A 4,255-nucleotide genomic window follows, 5' to 3' on the forward strand; every position below is an offset into this window, starting at 1 on the left:
GCAGATCATTCGACTCATGTTGGCCATTGCGCTCTGTTGGGGGCTGCCCGGCTTCTTCCTGGTGAGCCTCATCTGGCCGCGGGAGGAAGGGCTTTCCACCGCGTTACACGGCAACCTAAACCGCGACGGCATGCGAGCCCTCCAGTGGATCACCCAACATGCCCCTGCCGAATACATCCTCCACAATCCCACCTGCACCGATATCATCACGACGCATCATGTGGATGTGGTCTTGTTCGCGCCGGCGGCGAGCGTCGGAGGCAACCTGCCAGACTTTGCCGAGGGCGTGAACCAGGCCCAGTTGGACTCGGCCCCATACCTGCAGAACGTTGCCAAATTCGGCGGCGTGTACATTTACCAGGTGAACTATACGCTGTTGGGAGCAGACACCCTACCGGGTCAGGAGGTCGTGCCATGACCGGATCGCTTCCAGACAACCCACGAGGGAACGCATCCCTGCCCTGGCGGCAGACAGCGATCGCGCTGGCCGCCGTCCTGGCGGTGCTGGCCGGCACCTTTCTGCCTCCACCCCTGCAGGACCATATCGCCGTCTGGCAGGCGATTTGGCTGGTTGCCCTATTCCTGGCCAGCGCATGGGTGCCCGGCTATCTGTTGGACGAATGGCTGCATCTCAGCGGGACACGGGTGACGCCGGCCTCGCCGGCGGTGTGGATAGCGCTGTCCTGCGGCCTGCTGGCGCCGGCCGGCTGGCTGGTCCTGGCGCTCCACACGCCGCTGACGGTGTTCGGGCTGTTGACCGCGGCCACCATCCTGGTCCTGCTCGCGCCGCATCTCATCGGACACATCAGCCCGCGCCCCTGGGTCTGGCCCTTCGGCCGGCAGGACAGGGCCTGGTTATTCATCCTGGGCCTCCTGACGCTGACCCTGTTGGGATTGGCCGTCTGGGGGCCGGAGAACGCCGATAACTGGACGTACAACTCCTATATCCGCGAGTATATCGCCACCAACGCTGTGAATGCCGCGCACCCATCATTTGGGGCGGGGGTCCCGGACAGTCCCCGCATGGTCTACAACGTCTGGCTGGTGTTCCAGGCCTTTCTGTCACGCGGGGTGGGACTGCACCCAGGCTATGCCTTCGCCAAACCCTTTAAGGTATGGATGGCGCTCATGGCCCTTGGGGCGGCATATACCCTGGCGGCGGCATTGTTTCGCCCGCCGGCGCGCGCCCTGCGCGCCACCGCCATCTTCGCCGCCCTGCTGTTCCTGGCGCCAGGGTTCCGGGAACCCGGCTCGCAGTTCATCGCCACCATCAACTACGACAAGTACACCGCCCTTTTTGTGCTCATGCCGGCGGGGACATACCTGGTGCTGAAGGCGTTGGAGGGCGCCACCCGGCGGGATTGGGCCGGCCTGTTTGTGCTGGGCGCCGGCCTGTCCGCCGTGCACGCCGAGGTGCTGATGCTCCAGCTCCTTTCCTGCGGCTTTCTGCTGGTGACCCTGCTGATCCTGCGCCATCCTTTTTCCAGGATTCGGCGCGCGGCCGGCGCCATAGCCTGCCTCTTCCCCTGGACCGGCTTCGTCGCTTTCACCGCCTGGATGGCGCTGAAGCGGGGGCCGGCGCCGGGGAGCCAGGCATGGGAACTCCTGCATCAGGCCGATCTGGCGCAGGGGCGCATCCGCTTCCTGGGCGGCAGTCAGTGGTTCATCGTGGAACCGACGCTGGTGCTCTACCCACTGCTGGTGATCAGCCTCCTGCTCACCCCGCTGTTGCTCTCCCGCCGGCTGCGGGGCCGACTTCCCACCGCACTGCTGTTGGGCAACCAGATCGGCCCGCTGGCGCTGATGTTCCTGCCCGGACTGCCCAACCTGATGGATCAGTTCACGGAATTTAATACGCTGTGGCGCATCGGCTGGATATGCATGCCGGCCTTCACCATCGCCTATATCCTGGACGGCTTTGAGGACGTCTGGCTCCCTTGGTGGCAGAGGGCCTGGGCCGGTCTGCGCCGCATCCTGCCGGTGCCCTTACGGTACATCCTCATCACCCTGATAGGAGCAGTCTGCCTGGCCGGCCTGGTCTGGTTGGCGGTATCCGCTCTCCAGCGGGAGATCATCGGCCGGCCGGCCCGTCAGTGGACACCCAGTCCCGGGCTGTACGAGACACTGGCACCCCTGGAGCCGGCGGTCACTGCCATGGGCGTACCCATGGTCCTGGCGTCCGCCGACGAGACCTACCAAATTCCTTCCATCTGGCCCTTCGCCCGCGTGCTGGCGACGCGCGGCATCCGCGGCACACTCCCCTCCTTCCCACCGGAGCGCCAGGAGGAGGCCCTGGCCCGACTCAACCTCGTGAATCAATGGGGGGCACTGGACCCGATCAGCCAGGAGGTATTGGACGCGCTCCAGCGGTTCGATGTGGAACTGATCGTGCTGAACAGGGAGCAGATGCCGGCGCTGGAGGATCAATTCGACCGCCTGCCGGCGATGTACATGAAATTGGCCCGCTCGAACACCCACAGCGTCTATCTCGTGCCCGGCGATCCCTCATCCCCGCTGGCAGTGGTCGGCATGGCGCAGGCGGCCTGGATGCGGGGCGAGGAGGAAGAGGCCTGCCGTCTGTTTGATGAGGTCCACAGCCGTCTGCCCAATTTCGCCATGGCCACCGCCGGCGCCGCCTGGTGCACCGAGCGCGCCGGCCGGGCCGGCGAAGCGCTGGGCTTGTATCAGCAGGCCCTGCGCCAACTGGATGCTCTTCCGGCGAGGCTCTTGGACGCGGCGCCGGCACTGCGGTCCTGGGAGATCAGCCGGCCAATGACGGTTCGACTGCTGGCGGATGCACTCCTCCAGGACACCCATGCTTTCATCGCCGAACGGCTGTCCCGGCTGAGCATGCCTGCCCACGGGACAGCGCGCGGCAGTACTCAGTTGCGGATAGGGGGATGGCCGCGGCTGGCGGTGCGGGCGCCGGTGGGCACCCTGGCTTCCCTACAGCTCCTCCGTCCGGTCTCTTCCCCCGTGCGCCTCGCACTGCGGGCGGAGGGAGCTGATGGGAATGAGATGTTCTGTTCCCTCTTGGGAGGACGCTCGGACGGGGATCTGCGTGTCTGGACACAACATATGCTCCTCGCCGGCGAGGAGCGGCTGGTGGAACTGCCGGCGCTCCCCGATGAACGCCTCTGGTTGCAGGCGCAGGGTACCGACGCCGGCGCTTCCTGCATCGCCTACGGCTGGTACACCACAGAGGCACTGGGGGGCCCTGCTCCCCTCTCGCCAGAGGAAGGACGCCTGGCGGCGTGGCTATCCACCGCCCTGCCGAGATGGGAACCGAGATGGGCAGGCAAAATTGCCCGCGCGCTGCTCCGGCCGGCGGATGGCGACCCGATACTGGCAACCGCCCTGGCCGGCCGGAACCTCCTGCAGGATGCGGACTTTGCCCTGGGGGAGGCCGGCCCCTGGCGGCGCATCGCGGCAGACCCCTCGGCCGGACTCACTTTCTTGCCGGATGAAGAAGGGGATCTCACCGCTGTCGTGCAGGGAGAGGGAATGGTCTATCAGGGCGGATGGTGTCAGAAGCTGACGGTGATCCCCCGCGCAAAGTATCTGTACCTGGTGCGGTTGTCGGCACGAGTGGACGCCGGCGGAAAGGTCATCGCCGGCTATTGGGATTACCGCCGGCTGGGGCAGTACCGCACCCAATCGGCCCAGGAGCTGGAGCAGTCCATCGATTGGACAATGGTGCCGGCGGTGATAGAGGTGCCGGCCGGCGTGCGTTCCCTCGGCTTCTGTCCGGCCCTGCTCTCGGGTTCGGGCGAGGTGCGAGTGGATTGGGCGTTGCTCTTGCCGCTGGAGGTCCTTCAGTAAATCCACCGAGCAAAGAGGTAAGAGGATGGAGAACTACAAGGTCTCAATCGTGATGCCGGCATACAACGAGGCAGAAGCCATCGGGGATGTCCTGGACGCCGTGTTCGCCCTGGAGCTTCCCGAGCTTGAGGTCATTGTGGTGGACGACGGCTCCCACGATCGGACGGGCGAGGTGGCGCGAGCCAAGGGGGCGCGGGTGATTCGCCATCCGTACAACCGCGGCAACGGCGCGGCGGTGCGCTCGGGCATCCGCGCCGCGATGGGCGACATCGTGGTCATCATGGACGCCGATGGTCAGCACGATCCAGCTGACATCCCGCGCCTCCTGGAGAAAATGGACAGCTATGACATGGCCGTGGGGGCGCGGCCGCCCGGCGCCGGCGCCTGGCACCGCAACCTGGCCAACTGGGTTTATAACCGCTTCGCCAGCTAC

At 66.1% G+C, this 4,255-nt stretch carries 3 protein-coding genes; all 3 read left to right on the forward strand.

All coding sequences use genetic code 11. The annotated features are described in order from the left end of the window. The first annotated feature begins 16 nt into the window (after window positions 1–16). On the forward strand, window positions 17–418 hold the full coding sequence (locus H5T60_12115; protein ID MBC7243177.1) for a hypothetical protein: 402 nt from the start codon (window positions 17–19) through the stop codon (window positions 416–418). Next, window positions 415–3,822: a hypothetical protein gene (locus H5T60_12120; protein MBC7243178.1), complete on the forward strand. Its 3,408-nt coding sequence runs from the start codon at window positions 415–417 to the stop codon at window positions 3,820–3,822. The genes H5T60_12115 and H5T60_12120 overlap by 4 nt, the downstream gene beginning before the upstream one ends. A 25-nt stretch (window positions 3,823–3,847) precedes the next feature. Continuing rightward, a partial coding sequence (locus tag H5T60_12125; GenBank protein MBC7243179.1) for a glycosyltransferase family 2 protein occupies window positions 3,848–4,255 on the forward strand: 408 nt, incomplete at its 3' end.

The organism is Anaerolineae bacterium (assembly GCA_014360855.1).
Classification (GTDB): domain Bacteria; phylum Chloroflexota; class Anaerolineae; order JACIWP01; family JACIWP01; genus JACIWP01.

Bases quoted from the DNA above. Each gene is read 5' to 3' on its own strand.
- H5T60_12120 (MBC7243178.1), top strand. From the start codon at position 415: ATGACCGGATCGCTTCCAGACAACCCACGAGGGAACGCATCCCTGCCC.
- H5T60_12115 (MBC7243177.1), top strand. From the start codon at position 17: ATGTTGGCCATTGCGCTCTGTTGGGGGCTGCCCGGCTTCTTCCTGGTG.